A 19,603-nucleotide genomic window follows, 5' to 3' on the forward strand; every position below is an offset into this window, starting at 1 on the left:
AAATGTAATCAATGATTGTATATTCACGCAGTCATGAAAAATTTATGGTCAGGCGGTTGCGCGTTGAAAATGATTCGAATACGTTTTTCCGGCAACGTTTCAGTGAGGGAGGAGAACTCATGAATATTCGTTTGATGGCTGCCGCTTTGCTTGCATCTGTCGCGTTTCCCGCTTTCTCAGCAAATGCGACCGATCTTGAGGTAACGCATTGGTGGACATCGGGCGGCGAAGCAGCTGCCGTGAAGGTTCTGGCTGAGCAATACAACGCCTTGGGCGACAATCACTGGGTCGACGGCGCGATCGCCGGATCCGGTTCGACCGCAACGCCCCTCATCGTCAGCCGTATCCTGGGCGGCAATCCCATGGGTGCAACGCAGCTCAACACGGGCCGCGACGCCGAAGAGTTGGTCAAGGCCGGCCTGATGACCGATCTGACCGACCTTGCCGAGAAGGAACATTGGAAGGACATCATTCGTCCGGCCAGCCTCCTCAATTCCTGCACCTATGAGGGCCGGGTCTATTGCGTGCCGCTCAACATTCACTCCTGGCAGTGGATGTGGGTCAATCGTCACGTCTTCGAAGACAACGGCATGAAGGTCCCGGCCAACTGGGATGAATTCGTTGCCGACGCGCCGAAGCTGCGCGAGAAGGGCATCACCCCGCTTGCGACCGGCGCCCCGTGGCAGGTTGACGGCATGCGCAGCGTCATGCAGATCGGCATCGGCGGCAAGGAGACCTATCTGGCGATCTACCAGAAGAAAGACGCAGACGCTGTGAAGAGCCCCGAAAACCGCAAGGTTTGGGACGCTTTCGCGCAGGCGCGCGATCTGGTTGATGAGAGCTATTCCGGCCGCGACTGGAATGTCGCCACCAACATGGTCATCACAGGCAAGGCCGCCGCACAGATCATGGGCGACTGGGCGCAGGGCGAGTTTGGCGTTGCCAAGCAGGTTGCCGGCAAGGACTATGATTGCCTTCCGGGTCTAGGCTTCCATGGCCTGCTCGATACCGGCGGTGATAGCTTCTACTTCCCGAAGAACAGCAATCCTGACATTACCAAGGCGCAGCTCGAGCTTGCCAGCATGCTGGTTTCCAAGGAAACCCAGGTCAAGTTCAACCTCGCCAAGGGCTCCCTGCCGGTGCGTGGCGATATCGATCTGAGCGCGGCCAGCAGCTGCATGAAGAAGGGTCTGGAAATCCTCAAGAATCCGGACAACGTGGTGCCGGGTGTCACTCAGCTGATCGACCCGGATACGCGCGGTCAGATGACCGATCTCGGACTGCAGTTCTTCTCGTCGAAGATGACCGTGGATGAGGCGATCGAGAAGCAGGCCGCCATCTTCAAGCAGGCGCAGTAAGCAAGACGACCATCTATCAATCGCGATGGCCGGCATCGGGGCGGGCGAGGGATCTCGCCTGTCCTGAGGCAGGTCACCAACGGAGGTATCGATGGCTAACGCTGTCCGGCCACTGGGTCTGTTCCGTAACCTGAATGCGAAGATCGCCGCCATTCCTATGGTGCTGACGGTGATCGTCGTCTTCGTCGGTTGCACGCTCTGGACCGTCATCTATTCGTTCACAGATTCAAGGCTGCTGCCGAGCTCCAATTTTGTCGGTCTGGCGCAGTATCAGCGTCTGTGGGGTACCGATCGCTGGAACATCTCGATCGGCAATCTTGCGACATACGGCATTCTCAGCCTGGTTTTCGCTTTCGTCGTCGGCTTCTTTCTGGCCGTGCTGATGGATCAGAAAATCCGCTTCGAGAATACGTTCCGAACCATTTTCCTTTATCCTTTCGCTCTGTCCTTCATTGTGACCGGCCTCGTCTGGCAGTGGATCCTCGATCCTGCGCTCGGGCTGCCGAAGCTGATGCAGGATATGGGCTTTACAAGTTTCAACTTCGCTCTGCTCGGCAATCAGAAGACCGTGCTTTATGCGCTCGTCATTGCCGGTCTCTGGCAGGGCACCGGCCTTGTCATGGTGCTGATGCTGGCGGGCCTGAGGGGGATTGACGGCGAGATCTGGAAGGCGTCGCGCGTTGACGGCATTCCAGCCTGGCGGACCTATATCTTCGTCGTCATTCCAATGATGCGAGGCGTCTTCGTCACCACGCTCGTCATCGTCGCTTCAGGCATCGTGCGCGTCTATGATCTCGTCGTCGCCATGACATCAGGCGGGCCGGGCTTCGCGTCCGAAATGCCGGCTAAATATGTCTACGACTTCATGTTCCAGCGCTCCAATCTCGGTCAGGCGCTTTCCGCCTCCACCGTCATGCTGGTGACCGTGTTCATCTTCGTCGTGCCGTGGGCTCTCATCGAGTTCCGCCAGAAGCGCCGGTAAGGGAGGAAACCATGGCACTTGCCGCTACCATCGAACCTTCGGGCACCAAGCCCAGGCGCCGCTTTGCCCCGCGCACGATCATGCTCTATGGCATACTTGGGCTGGCCGCGCTCTACTATCTCCTGCCGCTCTATGTGATGGTCGTCACTTCGCTCAAGGGCATGCCGGAAATCCGCATGGGCAATATCTTTGCTCCGCCCATGGAGATTACTTTCGAGCCCTGGGTGAAAGCCTGGTCGCAAGCCTGCACCGGCCTTTACTGCCACGGCATCCAGGTCGGCTTTTGGAATTCGGTGAAGATCCTCGTTCCGAGCGTCATCGTCTCGATCGCCATTGCGTCGGTCAACGGCTATGCGCTCGCCAACTGGCGATTCAAGGGATCGGAAATCTTCTTCACCATCCTGCTGTTCGGCGCCTTCATTCCCTATCAGGTCATGCTCTATCCGCTCGTCATGGTGCTGCGTGAGCTTGGGCTGTTTTCGACGCTCGGCGGCATCGTCCTCGTGCACACCATCTTCGGCATGCCGATCAACACGCTGTTGTTCCGCAACTACTTCGCCTCGCTTCCGCCTGAACTCTTCAAGGCGGCACGCGTCGACGGTGCGGGCTTCTGGCAGATCTTCCTGCGCATCATGCTGCCCATGTCGCTGCCGATCTTCGTCGTCGGCATGATCATCCAGATCACCGGCATCTGGAACGACTTCCTGTTCGGCGTCATTTTCGCCGGCACGCAAAACTATCCGATGACCGTGCAGCTGAACAACGTCGTCAACGCCGTGCAGGGTGTCAAGGAATACAACGTTAACATGGCCGCAACGCTGCTGACGGGCGCGGTGCCGCTTATGGTCTATTTCGTGTCCGGGCGGCTCTTCGTCCGCGGCATCGCCGCCGGCGCAGTGAAGGGGTAATTCATGAACAGTAGCGTTTCCATCAAAGACCTTTCGCTGAATTTCGGTGCGGTCAACGTTCTGAAAAATCTCAATCTCGAGATCAATGACGGCGAGTTCCTGGTGCTTCTCGGCTCATCGGGATGCGGCAAGTCGACCTTGCTCAACTGCATCGCCGGCCTGCTCGATATCAGCGAGGGACAGATCTTCATCAAGGGCAAGAATGTCACCTGGGAAGAGCCCAAGGATCGCGGCATCGGCATGGTGTTCCAGTCCTATGCGCTCTATCCGCAGATGTCGGTCGAGAAGAACCTCTCCTTCGGCCTGCGCGTTGCCAAGGTGCCGCAGGACGAGATCAACAAGCGCATTGCGCGCGCTGCCGAAATCCTGCAGATCGAGCCGCTGCTGAAGCGCAAGCCGGCCGAGCTTTCGGGCGGTCAGCGCCAGCGCGTCGCGATCGGCCGTGCCCTGGTGCGTGATGTCGACGTTTTCCTTTTCGATGAGCCGCTATCGAACCTCGACGCCAAGCTGCGTTCGGAGCTGCGCGTGGAAATCAAGCGGCTGCACCAGTCGCTGAAGAACACGATGATCTACGTCACCCACGATCAGATCGAGGCGCTGACGCTCGCCGACCGCATCGCGATCATGAAGAACGGCGTCATCATGCAGCTCGATGACCCGACGACGATCTATAACGCGCCGCGCAATCTCTTCGTCGCCGGTTTCATCGGATCGCCCTCGATGAACTTCCTCAAGGGCGAGCTGGTCAACCGCGAAGGCAAGGTCGTGTTCGCGACCAACGACGTGCTGTTTTCGCTCGATGGCTACAAGGCTGGCGAGGCTCTTCAAGGGGGGCGCAAGGTCGTGCTCGGTGTTCGCCCGGAGCACATCAAGGTCAATGAAGCGACCGCTCCCGGTGCGGAGGTTCACGATGCCACGGTGGATATCGAGGAGCCGATGGGTGCCGATAACTTGCTGTGGCTGAAGCATGCCGGACATACGATGTCGGTTCGCGTCAACGGTGCCCGGCGCTTTGGCCCCGGTTCAGCCGTAAAGCTTAGCTTTGATATGTCGCTCGCATCGCTCTTTGATGCGCAGACAGAACTCAGAATATAATCGCATGCCCGGAGGCGGTCTGACCGCCTCCTTCTCTACAGCGGTCCGGGGAGGTCCGATGTCGTCTTCGATCAATGATAATCTTGCCATCGATCTCGTCGGTTCGTGGAGGCTGACCTCTCCCGACAGCGATCATTCCCTCTCCATGTCGCTGCCCGGTGATATTCATTCCGCGCTACATGCGGAAGGGCTTATTCCCGATCCCTATTTCGCGCGCAACGAAGAAGTCGTGCAGTGGGTTGCCCAGCAGGATTGGGAGCTGACACGCAGCTTCACGCTCGATGATGCCGGCGGCGACTGGTATCTCGATATCGACTATCTCGACACCGTCGCCAGCGTCTATGTCAACGATACGCTCGTGCTGGAGGCCAACAACTGCTTCCAGCGGTATCGCCCCGATGTCTCGAAGGCGCTGAAGGCGGGCGAAAATACCATTCGCATCGTCCTGCATTCGAGCATTTCCGCTGGTGCTGCCCTTCAGGCGAAACAGCCTTTCTATATCCCCTACAGCACTGGCAATTCGCCGATCCCGAATGGCAACATGCTGCGCAAGCCGCAATGCCATTTCGGTTGGGATTGGAACATTGCGATCGCGCCGCTCGGTCTCTATGGCACCATCGCGCTGAAGAAGCTCGAGATCGCCCGTATCGAGAATGTCGTCACCCAGCAGGTTCACAATGATGACGGTTCGGTCGACCTCAAGGTGACGGTGGCGCTGTTTGCCAAGGGAACGGGGATTGCGCAGCTTTATTTTTCGCTCGACGACGAGCGCGTGCGCCTCGATGTCGGCGTCAATGCCGGCGAGACATCGATCACCCACTTCTTCCATATCGACAAGCCCAGGCTCTGGTGGCCGGCCGGCAATGGCGAGCAGGCGCTCTATGCGCTTTCAGTGGAAACCAATTTCGAAACCGTCACGCGGCAGATCGGCTTGCGCACGGTCGAGTTGATCACCACCGAGGATGAAGCTGGCAGCCGTTTTGCCTTGAAGGTCAATGGCCGCGAGATCTTTGCCCGTGGCGCGAACTGGATTCCGGCCGACGCGCTGTTTTCACGTTCCAATCCGGCCGCGACCGAGGATCTGCTGCAATCGGCCGTCGATGCCAATATGAATGCGATCCGCGTCTGGGGCGGTGGCTTTTACGAGCATGACTGGTTCTATGTCACTTGCGACCGCTTGGGGTTGATGGTGTGGCAGGACTTCATGTTCGCCTGCAATCTCTATCCCTCGACGGGTGATTTCCTCGAGAATGTCGAGGAGGAGGTTGGCTATCAGGTTCGCCGGCTTGCGACGCATCCCTCCATCGTTCTCTGGTGTGGTGATAATGAGCTGGTGGGCGCGCTTACCTGGTTCGAGGAGTCCCGCAAAGATCGGGATCGCTATCTCGTCTCCTACGATCGCCTGAACAGGATGATCGAGACGGCGATGAAGAAGGCTCTGCCGGATGCGATCTGGTGGCCGTCGAGCCCGGCTTCGGGCTATCTCAACTTCGGCGACGCTTGGCATGCCGATGGTTCCGGCGACATGCATTACTGGTCGGTCTGGCACGAGAACAAGTCCTTCGATAACTATCGGACCGTGCGTCCGCGCTTTTGCTCGGAGTTCGGCTTCCAGTCCTATACCTCGCTACCCATCATCAAGACCTATGCCGAGGCGAAGGATATGAATATCGCCTCTCCGGTCATGGAGCTGCACCAGAAGAATGCCGGCGGCAACGAGCGGATTGCCGGCACGATGTTCCGCTATTTCCGCTTCCCGAAGGATTTCCCGAATTTCGTCTATCTGAGCCAGGTCCAGCAGGGTCTCGCCATCAAGACGGCCGTGGAATACTGGCGGTCGCTGAAGCCGCATTGCATGGGTACGATCTACTGGCAGCTCAACGACACCTGGCCGGTGGCTTCGTGGTCGAGCCTGGATTACGGCGGCCGGTGGAAGGTGATGCATTATCTGGTGCGGCGCTTCTTCCAGCCCGTATCCGTTGCGGCCATTCCCTCCGAAGACAACAAGACGATCCGCTTTTCTCTGGTCAACGATACCAATGCCGACATCATGGCCGATATTTCGGCATCGCTGCTGAAGCTCGACGGCGAGCGCGTGCCGCTGACGACGGCGCATGCCGTCTGCACGCCGGATGCGGCCGTGACGGCATTGTCGATCGACGCGGATCAGGTGCCGGCCGATTGCCTGCTGGCGTGGCGTTTCACCGCATCGAACGGCATGGGCGGCGAGGGGCATTATGTTCACGGCACCTACAAGGCGCTCGAGCTTCAGCCCGCCGGCCTGACGGTGCTGAGGGAGGAGAAAGAGGAAAACGGGACTGTGGAACTCACTGTCACCGCAAAGGGACTTGCGCTGTTCGTGATGATCGAGAGCGAGACGGACGGACGCTATTCCGACAACGCCTTCGATCTCGCTGCCGGTGAGAGCCGCCGCATCGTCTTCACGCCGGCCAAGCCGCTCACAAGCGGCGTGCCCGAATTCCGCATCTATGATCTGCAATCCAGTCAGTCGGTGGACAGCTAGCCGGTGGCCAGCAACCGACGGATTGAGCTATCGCGCCGTTAAGGCGGCGCTTTCGGGGCCACAAGCCCAAGACAGACGGCCGGGAGGCCATTGGAGGACTATCGATGACGAAACTTGGATTTCAGCTTTATAGCGCCCGCAATTTCCAGCCCTATTCAGAGATCTTCGTCAAGCTCGGCAAGGCCGGCTATGCCGAAGTCGAGGGCTTTGGCGGTATCTATGCCGATCTCGACGAGACCGGCCTCAAGAACCTGCGCGCCGAACTCGACAAGAACGGCCTGCGGATGGCAAGCGGCCATTTCAGCCCGGATTTCCTCGATGGCGAAGTGCAGAAGTCGCTCACCATTGCCAAGACCCTCGGCATGGATTCGATCTATGCGCCGCATATCGGCGCCGACCAGCGCCCGAAGGATGCGGCCGGCTGGCGCGCCTTCGGCAAGCGCCTGCATGAGATGAGCAAGCCCTACAAGGATGCGGGCTTCGAATTCGGCTGGCACAACCACGACTTCGAATTCGTCAAACAGGCCGACGGCTCGCTGCCGATCGAGCAGATCTTCGAAGGAGCTCCGGATATTTCCTGGGAAGCCGATATCGCCTGGGTCATCCGCGGCGGCGGTGATCCCTTTGCCTGGATCGAAAAGCTCGGTCCGCGCATCACGGCCGTTCACGTCAAGGACATCGCGCCAGCTGGCGAGAACAAGAATGAAGACGGCTGGGCCGATGTCGGTCATGGCACGGTTCCGTGGGCAAAGCTGTTCAAGGCGCTCGCCGGCACCAAGGCCAAGCACTTCGTCGTCGAACACGACAATCCGAGCGATGTCGATCGCCTGATCACCCGCTCCATCGCATCCTTCAAGAGCTTTTGAGGCATTTCCACATGGCTAAGGAACTTGGCGTCGGCATCATCGGATGCGGCAACATCTCAACCACCTATTTCTCGCTCGCGCCGCTCTTCAAAGGCCTGAAGGTGCTGGCCTGCGCAGATATCAACATGGAAGCGGCGCGGGCGCGCGCCGAAGAATATAAGGTCAAGGCCCAGACCATCGACGAACTGCTCGCTAATGACGAGCTCGATGTCATCGTCAACCTGACCATCCCGGACGCGCATTTCCCGGTTTCGAAGCGCATCCTTGAAGCCGGCAAGCACGTCTACTCCGAAAAGCCGCTGGTGTTGACGTTGGAGCAGGGCGAAGAGCTGCGCCGCATCGCCAAGGAAAAGGGGCTGGCCGTCGGCTGCGCTCCGGACACCTTCCTTGGCGGCGCTCACCAGCTTGCCCGCAAATTCATCGATGACGGCGGTATCGGCCGCGTCACTTCGGGCGCATGCTATGTCATGAGCCCGGGCATGGAAATGTGGCATCCGAACCCGGATTTCTTCTTCCTGCCCGGCGGCGGCCCGATTCTCGATCTCGGCCCCTATTATGTCGCCAACCTCATCAACCTGATCGGTCCTGTAAAGCGTGTCGGTGCGATGACCTCGATGGCGTCGCCGACCCGCACGATCACCAGCCAGCCGCGCAACGGCGAGATCATCCCGGTGAAGACGCCGACGACCATCCAGGCGCTGCTCGAATTCGTCAGCGGCGCGCGGATCACGCTGACGGCAAGCTGGGATGTCTGGTCACACCGCCATGCCAATATGGAGCTTTACGGCACCGAGGGCTCCCTCTATGTGCCCGATCCGAACTTCTTCGGCGGCACCGTCGAGGCGAGTGGCCGCGACAAGGACATCAAGCCGCTGGAAAACTGGGCGCATCCTTTCGGTATCGTCAATCAGGAAAGCCCGAACGGCTCCCGGGCCAACTATCGCACGGCCGGGCTTGCCGACATGGCGGCCTCACTGATCGACGGCTGCGATGCGCGTTGCTCGCTCGACCGCACGCTGCATGGCGTCGACGTCATGACTTCGATCCTGAAGTCTGGCGAAGAAGGCCGCTTCATCGATCTGACGACAACCTGCACGCAGCCGGCAGCCCTCGGCATCGAAGAGGCACAAGCGCTCTTGAAGTAAGCGCCGGAAGAGCTAGTTTGCGCGCGGGTGACCAACCCGCGCGCTTTTCATCTCGAAGGAATTCCATCATGGCCTGGCAACCGGCATCCGATCGTTATTCAAAAATGAAATACAACAGGACCGGTCGTTCCGGTCTGAAGCTGCCGGCGGTCTCGCTGGGGCTCTGGCACAATTTCGGCGGCGACACACCGCATGACCGCAAGGTCGACATGTGCCGCACGGCCTTTGACCTCGGCATTACCCATTTCGATCTCGCCAACAATTACGGACCGCCTCCCGGCAGCGCAGAAACCGCATTCGGCGAGATCCTGCGCACCGATTTTGCCGGCTTGCGCGACGAGCTCATCATCTCCTCCAAGGCAGGCTATGACATGTGGCCGGGTCCCTATGGCGAATGGGGCAGCCGCAAGTATCTGATCGCCTCCTGCGACCAGAGCCTGAAGCGCATGGGCCTCGACTATGTCGATATCTTCTATTCCCACCGCTTCGACCCGGACACGCCGCTCGAAGAAACCTGCGGTGCGCTCGATCACATCGTCCGCTCGGGCAGGGCGCTCTATGTCGGCATTTCCTCCTACAACTCGCAGCGCACGCGCGACGCTGCCGCCATCCTCAAGGATCTCGGCACGCCATGCCTGATCCATCAGCCGAGCTATTCCATGCTCAACCGCTGGATCGAGGACGACGGTCTGGTGGATACGCTCGAAGATCTCGGTATCGGTTCGATCGTCTTCTCGCCGTTGGCTCAGGGCATGCTCTCGACCAAGTATCTCGGCGGTATTCCGGAAGACAGCCGTGCCGCGCAAAACCACTTCCTGAAGCGCGACTTCATCCGTCCGTCGATCATCGACAATATCAGAAAGCTCAACGAGATCGCCGAGAAGCGCGGCCAGACGCTGGCGCAGATGGCGATCGCCTGGGTTCTGCGCGGCGGCCGTATCACCTCTGCCCTGATCGGCGCGAGCCGTTCGTCGCAGATCGTCGATTGTGTCAAGGCGCTCGATAATCTCGACTTCACCGCCGAAGAGCTGAAGCAGATCGATGTCTATGCCAAGGAAGCTGACATCAATCTCTGGGCCAAATCGGCCGAACGCGATTGAACATTCTGAAACGCCCGGAACTGGTTTCCGGGCGTTTTACCTTTGCCGCTTGCCATGGTCTCCGGAGGAGAGAGTTCATGATCCGCAATCCGATCCTGCCGGGGTTCAATCCGGATCCGTCCATCTGCCGCGTCGGCGAGGACTACTACATCGCGACCTCGACATTCGAATGGTATCCGGGCGTGCAGATCCATCATTCGCGCGACCTCGTGAACTGGACCCTGGTGAGGCGGCCGTTGGAGCGTGCGTCGCAGCTCGACATGCGCGGCGAACCCGACAGCTGCGGCATCTGGGCACCTTGCCTCTCCTATGCGGATGGTCTGTTTTGGCTCGTCTATACCGACGTCAAGCGCTATGACGGCAACTTCAAGGATGCCCATAACTACATCGTGACCTCGCCGACGATTGAAGGCGAATGGTCCGAGCCGGTCTATGTCAACTCCTCCGGTTTCGATCCGTCTCTGTTCCATGACGATGACGGACGCAAGTGGTTCGTCAACATGCAATGGAACCACCGCACGGAGAGCTATGGCGGCTCGCCGAAGACGCCGGCCTTCGACGGTATTCTGCTGCAGGAATGGGATCCAGCGACGAAATCCTTGAAAGGGCCGATCAGGAACATCTTTGCCGGCACGGAGCTGGGACTGGTCGAGGGGCCGCATCTCTTCAAGCGCAACGGCTGGTATTATCTGACCACGGCAGAAGGCGGCACTGGTTACGATCATGCCGTGACCATGGCGCGCTCCCGCGACATTGCCGGGCCGTACGAACTGCATCCCAACAAATACCTGATCACCTCGAAGGACCATCCGGAAGCGGCATTACAGCGGGCCGGCCACGGACAATATGTCGAGACGCATGACGGACAGTTCTATCATACGCATCTTTGCGGGCGGCCTCTGCCGCCGCATCGCCGCTGCACGCTCGGCCGCGAGACCGCTCTGCAGAAATGCGTCTGGAAAGAGGATGGCTGGCTCTATCTCGAAAACGGCACCAGCGTTCCCGATGTCAATGTGGCCAGCCTGAACGGTGCGGTGCCGATCGAGAGGCCGCGCCGTAGCGGTTACAATTTCGATCAGGCCAGACTGCCAACGGATTTTCAGTGGCTGCGCACGCCGCAGCCGGAACGCATTTTCAGCCTGACGGACCGCCCCGGCCATTTGCGGCTTTTCGCACGCGAAAGCATCGGTTCCTGGTTCGAGCAGGCGCTCGTCGCCCGTCGCCAGGAGCATCACAGTTTCCGCGCCGAAACCGTCGTCGATTTCCAGCCCGACACCTACCAGCAGGTTGCCGGCCTGACCCATTACTACAATCGCTTCAAACTGCATGCCATCGCCGTGACCCTGCATGAGAAGCTCGGCCGCTGCGTCACCATCATGACCTGCGCCGGAGACTATCCGAACGGCCGCCTGAGTTTTCCGATCGAGGGTGGCGTCGCAGTGCCCCATGGGCGGATCCAGCTTGCCATGGAGGTGCGGGACAACGATCTGCAGTTCTTCTGGCAGGCCGAGGGCATGGGCGCATGGCAGGCGATCGGGCCTGTGCTGGATGCTGGCGTCATCTCGGATGAGGGCGGGCGCGGCGAGCATGGCTCCTTCACCGGTGCTTTCATCGGCATGTTTGCTTTCGACACATCCGGCCGGGCAAAGACGGCGGATTTCGACTGGTTCAACTATGATGAGCTATAAGACTTCCAGCGGAGCAGGCGCCTGGCCGAACCAATCGCGCCCATTACGGAATTGTAATTCGACTGTCAGACTCGTTTCATGTCTGTCACGATAAATTCGCGTGCAGATTCTGAAATGAGGAAACAACCAATGAGAAAAATCTTCACTGTCCTTCTTGCAGCGTCCATCATCGGAATGCCGCTGGCTGCGACTGCACAAGTCAAGGCTGCGTCCGCTGGCAAGCAGGCCGTCGTCCAGAAGGAAGTGGTGAAGAAGAAGGTCGTCATCCGCAAGGGCGGTTGGGTCAAGGGACGCCGCCTGTCGGCCTCCGACCGGCGGCGTGCAACGGAAATCGACTACCGCGCCTACCAGCTGTCCGCGCCTCCGCGCGGCTATCACTGGGTTCGCCTCAAGAGCAACTTTCTCCTCGTCGGCATTACCAGCGGTTTGATCTCGAAGGTGCATGAGGCGCGGTAAACCCGGATGGGGCTACTGCCAAGCAAAGCAAGGGCGGCCGAGAACCGCCCTTTTCCGTGCCCTAAAACTTTGGAGCAGCCTGAAACAGAAATCCCCGGCATCTCTGCCGGGGATCGCTTGTTCGTTCTTTGTCTATCTCAGCTCAGGCGGCCTGCTGCGTGGGCCAGCATGGTGTAGACCTTGCCGGTATCTGATGTGAGATAGGATTGCGTGACCGTCTTGTCGCGATCGGTGCGAGCAACGTCGGTGAGTAGCTTTTCGAAATCGGCGATGTAGCGATCGACTGCGGTGCGGAATTCCGGCTCGCGGTCGTATTTGCGCTTGATCTCATCGAAGGTCTGCTGGCCCTTGAGTGTATAGAGGCGGCGTGTGAACACGTCGCGTTCGCCGCGCTGGTAACGGCGCCACAGATCGACCGAGGCGTCATGATCGATCGCGCGGGCGATATCGACCGAAAGCGAGTTCAGCGATTCCACGACATGGCGCGGGTTGCGTGCGGCAGGAGCAGGAGCCTGTTCCGCCGGGGCTTTCGCAGTCGTCTGGCGTGCGGGCTGCAGACCGGCGTTTTCGTCACGCGAAGCACCGCGTAGCAGATCGCTGATCCATCCGCCGCCGGCTGCTTCCTGACGGGCAGGAGCTGCTGTTTCCGTCGGACGCTGCGGCTGTGCCGCCGGGCGCTCGGCCGGGATCGACCCGCGCAAGCCGAGGGACTCGATCGAGGGCGGCTGCGGCTGCGGTGCCGGGGCCGGGCGCTGTGCGGGCTGTTGGGCGACCGGCGGCTGTTGCACCGGTTGCTGCTGCCGCGGAGCTGCAGCGGCAGGGGCAGGTGCGGCGGGCTGCGGCCGTGGAGCAGGCTGTGCTTCGGCCAGCGCGCGAGCGGTCGGCTCGGAAATCTCCAGCTGCTGCGTCGAGCGGCCAACAATTTGCGAGATGTCCTGCAGGGCCTTGATCTGTTCAGCAACGGCGCGACGCATGGCGGCGGCGCTTTCCTTTGCCTCTTCCGGAAGGTCGAAGGCGCCCCGCTTCAGTTCGCTGCGGGTGAGGTCAAGCTCGCGGCGAATATCACCGGCCGAGCGGCGGATCTCATCCGTCGCACCGGCGAAGCGGCCGATTGCGTCATCGACCGCAACGCGCAGGGTTTCGCGCAGTTGCTGGGCTGCCGTCTCGGAGGTCTTGCCGGCGTCCGCGAGCATTTGCTCGACCTCTGACAGCGAGGCCGTGAGACCGCCACGCAGGCGATTGGTGAGATCGCTGGAGCGGCGCTCGGCATTGGCGAATGTGTTTTCGACAGCCTGGTTCGCTTCCTCGCCGGCCTTCTGCAAGGCGGCGCGCATGTTTTCTGCCGCATCTTCGGCGCGTTTCTCGGCGTCGGAAAGAACGCGGCCGATATCGCCGAAGGAGGACTGCACGCTTTGGCGAAGGTTGCCGGTCACCTGGTTCGACCGCTGCTCCGCCCGATCGAAGGCTGTTTCCACCATCGAGCCGAGGGCGCGCATGGTGTTTTCGATCTCCTCCGAGCGCTGAACGAGGCCGACGGCCAGATTCTGCAGTGCCGTTTCGCGCTCTTCCAGCGTCGATACGAGGTTTGACTGGGCGGCGCCCAGGAGCTGGGATGCCTGCGTCAGCACCTTGGAGTGATCGTCGAAACGACCGACGATGCTGCCGACCTGCGACAGGGTCTGGCCGGTTATCTCCGACAGCTTGTCGACCTTGCCTTCGAGGAGGCGGCTCGACGCCGAGACCATCTCGCCGGCTTTCGCGGCAGATTCGGCGAAGCGCGACGAGGTTGCGGTGAGGCGATCGTCGACGTTTGCGAATTCGGTGGCCGCATTGGACAACAGGCCGGCAATCGCCGAGTTGTTGTCCGCCAAGCGCGCAATGATGCCGTTGACGCTTGCAAGCAGGTTGTTTTCGAGCGCGCTGACCGTGTTGACCGCATGCTCTGTGCGCGATGAGATCGCGTTGATGAGAGCGGCGTTTTCAGCGCGCAGGCGCTCCGTGCTTTCCTGAGCTGCTGCAGAGATAAGAGCTGCGGCTTCCTGACCCGTTGCCGCGTAGCGATCGACGATCGGGCGAGCCTTTTCGTCGATGAGGCGCGACAGCTCGGTAGAACGTCCGGCAAGCATCGAATTCAGCTCGCGGGTACGCTCGTCAAGCGAGGTGCGGATGGATGTGCCACGGGCTTCCAGCGCCTTGTCGACATCGGCAAGCGTCGAGCCGATTTCACGGGCTCGCTCTTCCAGAGAGCTGCGGATCGCGGTGCTGCGCTCGTCGAGTGCGCGCTCGACCTGGGCCATGGAGGCAGCAATCTGCTCGCTGCCGCCGGCAAGCGTGTTGCGAATAGCTGCGCCGCGGGCTTCCAGCGATTGTTCCGCGGAAGACAGGGCCTGCGAGATCGTATTGACCTGATTGCTGACGAGCCCCTCGGCTTCGGCGACCTTGTTGACGATCGCATTACCGGCTTCCGAGAAGGTCTGGGCGACGGCCGCAGCCTGGCTTGCCAACCGGTTCTGCGTCTCCGAGACACGGTTGACGAGGTCGTTGGAGCGCTCGGTCATGGCGCGGGCGAAGGCATCGCTGTGGTTGCCGAGGTTTTCGGCGAATTGCTGGCCGGTGTTGGCGAGCAGCTCGGCCGTGCGCGTCGCCTCCGTGTCCATGCCTTGCGCGGCGTCGGCGACGGCCGTGCGCAGCGTGGTGGCCAGATTGGCGGCCTTGCCTTCGATCGTCCGATTGACGGCTTCGAGGCCGACATTGAGGGCACGGTCCATCGTTGAAAGGCGCTCTTCGATGCGGGCGGATGCCTGGCTGCCGCTGTCGTCGATCTTCGCCGCGCCACTCGCCAGCGTATCGGAGAGGCGGTTGCCGGCAGCGTCGACCTGGGCGGCAACGCCTGTAACACCTTCATTGATGCGGTTTTCAAGAGCCGACAGGCTAGCCTCGACCCGCGAGCCGGTCTCGGCAAAGCGGTTCGTCATGCCGTCGATCGACTGGTTGAGGTTGGACGAGAAGGTTTCGGCCGAGCGCGCGATGTCGCCTGCTGCCTGCTGGATACGGCCGGCAATGTCGCCCGCGCCGCTATTCAGCCGCTCTTCCAACATCTTTGCGCTCGCGTCGATCGTCTGGCGCAGAGAAGCCTCGCGATCTTCCAGCGACATTTCCAGCATGCTGGCGCTGGTAGCGATCGAGGTGCCGATAGCGGTCGTCTGCTCCATCAGCGTATTGTCGATCTGCGCATGGGCGTCACGCAGGGCGAGATTGATCGCATTGCTGCGATCTTCCAGCGTGGAGCGCATACGCTCGTAGGCCGAGGCCAGGTTCTGATCCATCTGCGACAGACCGGCACCGAGGGTGTTTTCGAGCTGACGGGTGGTGGTGCCGAGAACGGTCTCGACGCGATCGCTGTTGCTGCCAAGCATTTCGGAGAGGGCGCTCGTATGGGCAGCGAGCGAGCGGTCCAGGCGATCCTGGTTTTCGCTATAGGCGGCACGAATGGCATCCGCCTTGTCGCCAAAGGCGCCGGCGACGCGGGACTCTGCGCCGGAGACGCTGTCCAGGAGTGCGTTGGCGCGGTCTTCCAGGGCGCTTTCGAAACGGTTCTGGTTTTCGGCGAGCGAGATCGCGAAGGCCATGCTCTTGTCATCGAGCGTGTTGGTCAGTGCCTCATGACCGCTGGTGACGGTATGGGCAATGGCCTTGGCGCTGTTGGAAAGAGTGTCTTCGAGCTTCGCGTGGCCTTCCGAAAGGGCGATAGCCAGGGCCATCGTCCGGTCGTCGAGGCTGTTGACGATCCTGTCGTGAGTGCCGGCAACCGTTTCGGAAAGGGCGTCGAGACGGCTCGATACCGCATCCTCGAGGCGTGACTGGGTGTCGGAGAGCGAAATGGCAAGCGCCATCGCCTTGTCGTCCAGTGCGTCGGCCAGCGCGTTGTGGTTGCTGCTGAATGCGTTGGTGATCGCCTCGGCGCGGTTGGCAAGCGTTGCTTCAAGGCGCGACTGGCCGGAGGTCAGCGCATCGGAGAGTGCCCGTGTCTTGCCTTCGAGCGTATCGGCAACGCGTTCGGCGTGGCCTGAGACGGTATCTTCGAGACGGGCCTGGGCCTCCGACAGCGTGATGGCGAGTGCCATCGTCTTGTCGTCCAGTGTGGCGCCGACGCTTTCCGCATGGCCGGAAACGGCGTTTTCAAGGCGGGCCTGGCTTTCGGAGAGGGCAACGGCCAATGCCATCGTCTTGTCATCCAAAGTGCTTGCAACGCTTTCCGCGTGTCCGGCTATGGTGCTTTCCAGGCGGGATTGGCTTTCACTCAGCGCGATGGCGAGCGCCATCGTTCTGTCGTCCAGCGCCTCGGTCAAAGCATTGTGGTTGCCTGCAAATGCCTTGATGATCGCCTCGGCGCGGTTGGCGAGGGTTTCTTCGAGACGAGATTGGCCGGAGGTCAGAGCGGCCGCGAGCGCACTGGTCTTGCCTTCGAACGTGTCGGCGACGCGATCGGCGTGACCGGCAACGGTTTCCTCCAGCCGGGCCTGGCTCTCGGAAAGCGCGATAGCGAGCGCCATCGTCCTGTCGTCGAGGGCATTGGTGACGCTTTCGGCGTGACCGGAGACCGTGCTTTCGAGACGAGCCTGACCCTCGGCGAGCGCACGCGCAAGGTCCTTGGTCTTCGCATCCAGGGTACCGGCAACGTGTTCCGCATGACCGGAAACGGTGTCTTCCAGGCGGGATTGGCCCTCGGAAAGCGCAATAGCAAGCGCCATCGTCTTGTCGTCGAGCGTGTCGGCCAGCTTGCTATGGGTGTCGGCCATGGCACTGTTGATGGCATCGGCGCGGCTCGCCAGCGTGTTTTCGAGGCGCAACTGGCTTTCGGCCAGTGAAATGGCCAGCATCGAGGTGCGTTCGTCGAGCGCGGCGGTCAGATGCTCGTGAGAACCGCTGACGGCATTGGTGATCGCTTCCGAACGTTCGGCAAGCGTCTGCTCGAAACGAGACTGGTTGTCTGCCAGGGCGCCGAAAAGCGCGTTGCTGCGAGCGGCCATCACGGCATCGACGCGCTCATGGGCGGAACTCAAAGCCTGCGTGATCTCGCTGGTGCGGGCAGAGAGGGTATTGTTGATGTCATTGGCGCGACCGGTGAAGGCCGAGGTCAGTTCTTCCGTGCCACTTTGCAGGGCGGCGGAGACGTCGCGCGTAACACCCTGCACGGCGGAGGTGAAGGCGCCGGCATGCGACGCGAGCGTGGTGTTGAGTTCGCTCGTGCCCGAGGTGAGGGCCGAGGAAATGCCAGTCGTGGCGTTCTGCAACGCCGACGTGATCTCGTTCGCCTTGGAACCGATGGCGCTTTCGAGCACTTCCTGTCCGGTTGCCAGCGTCGTTGCCAGTGCGAGGGACTGATCGGTGAGATGCGAACCCAGGCGCTCGATGCTGGAGGTCAGGATGCCTTCCAGCGCATCGGAATTGCTGCCGAGCGACTGATTGATGCGAGCGAGGCTTTCCGTGAGCTTGGTGTCCAGGGTGCCGGCGCGCTTATCGAAGGCCGAGGTGAATTCCGATACACGCTCGTCGAACGCCGTCGAAAGCTGCGCGATGGTCGACTGGAAGCGCTCGTCAAAGAAGCCGGAGCGCAGATCGATGTCCATGATGGCATCATCCGCAGTCGACTGTAGGCTTTGACGGAAGCTCGCGCCCTTTTCGTCGAGGGCCGTGTTGAGGCGGGACAGCACAGTGTCGAGCGTCCCGGTAATGGAACGTTCGCCACCGGTGAGGCTCTCGCTGATTTCCCGGGTGCGGGCAACCAGTGTTTCGTTGAGCTGGCGCGCACGTTCATTCAGTGCAGAGTTCAGCTTTTCGGTGTTCGCATCGAGCGTCGACGCGCGCGTTTCGAACTGGCCGAGCAGCGCGTTGCCGCGTTCGGCAAGGGTCGAGGACAGAGATTCCAGGCGGGTGTCGAATTCGTGGCTGAGAGCGAGGCCCGAAGCGTTGAGGTTCTGAAGCAGGCTGTCTGTCTTGGCGGCAAGCAGGGTACCGAGGGCCTGGACGGCGGAATCCGATTTCTCCATCAGCGCGGCGGCGCGCGTATCGATCATCGATGCGAAGGCTTCGCCCGAGGTCGAGAGGCGCACGGCGATTTCCTCGGTCGCCAGCGACAGGTCTTCCTTGATCTGATCGTGCACGCCGGAGATTGACGAGCGGATCCGCTCGGCGTGATTGACGATGGCGTCACGCTCGGTACCCAGCTCGTGGACCAGGCTGCGCACGCGCAATTCGTTGTCGGCGTAGCTGCGCTCCAGCGCATTGACCTCGGTATGGACGAGGGTTTCGAGCTCCGTGGCGCGCGCAATGGTGCGTTCGATGCCTTCGTTCATGGCCGAGACTTCGCGGCGCACGGCCTGACCGACCGTCATGATACGCTCGGATGCAACGGTTTCCGGCTCGACGAGACGCAGAGCGACTTCCGCCATGGAGCGGGCTGCATTGCGCATGTCGTGCGCACGCGAAATCATCATGCCGAAAGCATAAAAGAGCAGCACCGGAACGATGATGCCGACTATGCAGGCGATGACGCCTGGAAGGGCTGCGAGATCCGCGATCGAATGGATGTTTCGGATCTGCGTGCCATAGAGCATGAAGGCGAGGCCGGCACCGCCGATGATCCAGAACAGCGAGAAGATCGTGGCGTTTCGCACCGCGTGGCTCTGCGAGGCTCCGTCGAGCGCTCTCAATATGCTAGCGGAACTCGCCCGGCTGCCGTCATTGGCGGCTGCAAGGTTCGGGTTCTTCGGCGCCTCGGCGGGGCGGGGCGGGGTAGCAGGGGCGGCGGTGCTGCGTGCGCCGCCATTCTTGCGGGCGGCATCATCCCTGGTCTGCTTTATCGGCTGTTTCGGCGGCTCAGACACATTTCGCTCCGGGACATCGGGCGTAGTGCCGCTGCGGGACTCCAAGCTCTCGTCACTGAAATCGATCTGCAGCGCTTCGTCCAATGCCTGAAAGGCCTTGTCCTCGACCGACTCGATGTACTTTTTGTTCGCCATGCGGTTACGCCTCGTTACAACTCACTCGGGCTTGCCGTGTCTTTTCCGGTAATTCCGCCGCGTCCGGAAAAGACAAACCCTGCCTCCCGCGGGTCTTCCGCCTTCGATCAACATCGAATTTGGATTTCCCATTACATTCAGAGTGGATAACTGGTTTTTCAAACGGATGTTATGAAAACATTACCATCATCCACTTCCGGGGCAAAGGCATGTGCCATCTACCCAATTTACTAGTATCGTAGTGACACATTCCCCTAGTCATGACAATTAATTCCACCTTAAAGCCAGTGGATCGTTAAGGTGACATTAACCCTGTTTATCTGTTCAACGCCATGAAAACCCAAGATTTTGAGCATGTTTAACGCACGTTAACCATGTCTGGAGTTTTCGGCCCTCAATGTGCCAAAATTTAACTGGATGGCCATGCCCGAGCCGCAACTATGCGGCAGGTCCCTAAAA

Annotated in this window: 11 protein-coding genes; 10 read left to right on the forward strand and 1 reads right to left on the reverse strand. The window is 60.6% G+C overall.

The genetic code is table 11. The annotated features are described in order from the left end of the window. Positions 1-119: 119 nt before the first annotated feature. From AC13QY_RS15070 to AC13QY_RS15115, 10 genes are all read left to right on the forward strand, one after another. Positions 120-1,358: an ABC transporter substrate-binding protein gene (locus tag AC13QY_RS15070; protein ID WP_152096060.1), complete on the forward strand. Its 1,239-nt coding sequence runs from the start codon at positions 120-122 to the stop codon at positions 1,356-1,358. Between the two features lie 91 nt (positions 1,359-1,449). Then, on the forward strand, positions 1,450-2,340 hold the full coding sequence (locus AC13QY_RS15075; RefSeq protein WP_113333117.1) for a carbohydrate ABC transporter permease: 891 nt from the start codon (positions 1,450-1,452) through the stop codon (positions 2,338-2,340). A gap of 11 nt (positions 2,341-2,351) precedes the next feature. Continuing rightward, complete coding sequence (locus AC13QY_RS15080) at positions 2,352-3,248, forward strand: carbohydrate ABC transporter permease (RefSeq protein ID WP_488493630.1); 897 nt, start codon at positions 2,352-2,354, stop codon at positions 3,246-3,248. 3 nt (positions 3,249-3,251) lie between these two features. Then, on the forward strand, positions 3,252-4,343 hold the full coding sequence (locus AC13QY_RS15085) for an ABC transporter ATP-binding protein (RefSeq protein WP_113333118.1): 1,092 nt from the start codon (positions 3,252-3,254) through the stop codon (positions 4,341-4,343). Between the two features lie 58 nt (positions 4,344-4,401). Then, positions 4,402-6,867 carry a beta-mannosidase gene (locus tag AC13QY_RS15090; RefSeq protein WP_488493631.1) on the forward strand — a complete coding sequence of 822 codons (2,466 nt, stop codon included), beginning with the start codon at positions 4,402-4,404 and terminating at the stop codon, positions 6,865-6,867. Positions 6,868-6,971: 104 nt separating this feature from the next. Further along, positions 6,972-7,733, forward strand: coding sequence for a sugar phosphate isomerase/epimerase family protein (locus AC13QY_RS15095; RefSeq protein ID WP_488493632.1), 762 nt, complete (start codon positions 6,972-6,974; stop codon positions 7,731-7,733). A gap of 11 nt (positions 7,734-7,744) precedes the next feature. Then, a complete protein-coding gene (locus tag AC13QY_RS15100) occupies positions 7,745-8,878 on the forward strand; it encodes a Gfo/Idh/MocA family protein (RefSeq protein ID WP_488493633.1) in 1,134 nt (377 codons plus the stop codon). A gap of 68 nt (positions 8,879-8,946) precedes the next feature. Beyond that, positions 8,947-9,978 (forward strand): L-glyceraldehyde 3-phosphate reductase, encoded by a 1,032-nt coding sequence (gene mgrA, locus AC13QY_RS15105; RefSeq protein WP_488493634.1) that lies wholly within the window; start codon positions 8,947-8,949, stop codon positions 9,976-9,978. 77 nt (positions 9,979-10,055) lie between these two features. Next, positions 10,056-11,666: a glycoside hydrolase family 43 protein gene (locus AC13QY_RS15110; RefSeq protein ID WP_488493635.1), complete on the forward strand. Its 1,611-nt coding sequence runs from the start codon at positions 10,056-10,058 to the stop codon at positions 11,664-11,666. A 129-nt stretch (positions 11,667-11,795) separates the two neighbouring features. Beyond that, the gene (locus AC13QY_RS15115) at positions 11,796-12,122 is read left to right on the forward strand and encodes an RcnB family protein (RefSeq protein ID WP_488493636.1); all 327 of its coding nucleotides are present in this window, start codon (positions 11,796-11,798) and stop codon (positions 12,120-12,122) included. 137 nt (positions 12,123-12,259) lie between these two features. On the opposite strand, the gene AC13QY_RS15120 is transcribed toward AC13QY_RS15115, so the two are convergent. Then, positions 12,260-19,144, reverse strand: a complete 6,885-nt coding sequence (locus AC13QY_RS15120) for an apolipoprotein A-IV repeat region-like domain-containing protein (protein WP_488493637.1) — start codon at positions 19,142-19,144, stop codon at positions 12,260-12,262. Positions 19,145-19,603 lie beyond the last annotated feature (459 nt).

Source organism: Martinezella sp. CNPSo 3795, from assembly GCF_057784475.1.